Source organism: Hymenobacter sp. HSC-4F20, assembly GCF_019599275.1.
Lineage (GTDB): Bacteria > Bacteroidota > Bacteroidia > Cytophagales > Hymenobacteraceae > Hymenobacter.
The window spans coordinates 1-628 of the sequence record NZ_JAHZTD010000016.1; the positions used below are offsets into that span (position 1 = coordinate 1).

Annotated in this window: 1 protein-coding gene; it reads left to right on the forward strand. The window is 49.5% G+C overall.

All coding sequences use genetic code 11. The annotated features are described in order from the left end of the window. Positions 1–628 (forward strand): PAS domain-containing protein (locus tag K3G63_RS22505; protein ID WP_220616406.1); only part of this gene is annotated, 628 nt, incomplete at both ends.

The window sequence follows — 628 nt, forward strand, 5'->3', positions numbered from 1 at the left end:
TATGCAGAAGCCCCTGGATGTAACTGAACGCGAAATCACACAAGATGCACTGCAGAAGAGCGAAGAGAAGTTCAGGTTTATGGCAGAAGCCATGCCGCAATTGATCTTTACTGTAGATCAGGAAGGAAAGCCATCTTACTTCAACAAGCGCTGGGAAGAATTTACAGGTATAAGTCTGGAGGAGTTGGTGCAGACAGGATGGCATCAGGTCATACATCCGGATGATCTGGAAAATACGATGGCTAAATGGGAGGCTGCTCATAAGGCGGGCACCGAGATGCAGGTGGAGTTGCGCAAGCGCGATAAAAATGGCATCTATCGCTGGCATCTGTGCCGTTCCATCCCTATGAAGGATGCTGTGGGCACCATCACGATGTGGATAGGCAGCTCTACCGATATACACGATACAAGAAAACTGGTGCAGGAACTGCTGGACTCCAACGAACAGATGGTACTGCTGGCAGACCAGGTGCAGCATGCCTACGAAAAAGCTGAATCAGAGCGCAAAACGCTGGAAAGGCTCATTATGGAAGCCCCGGCCATGTTTGTTATTCTGAGAGGTCCCGAGCACAGGTTCGAGTTAATGAACGATCAGTACCAACAACTGTATCCAGGCAGAAACCTGATC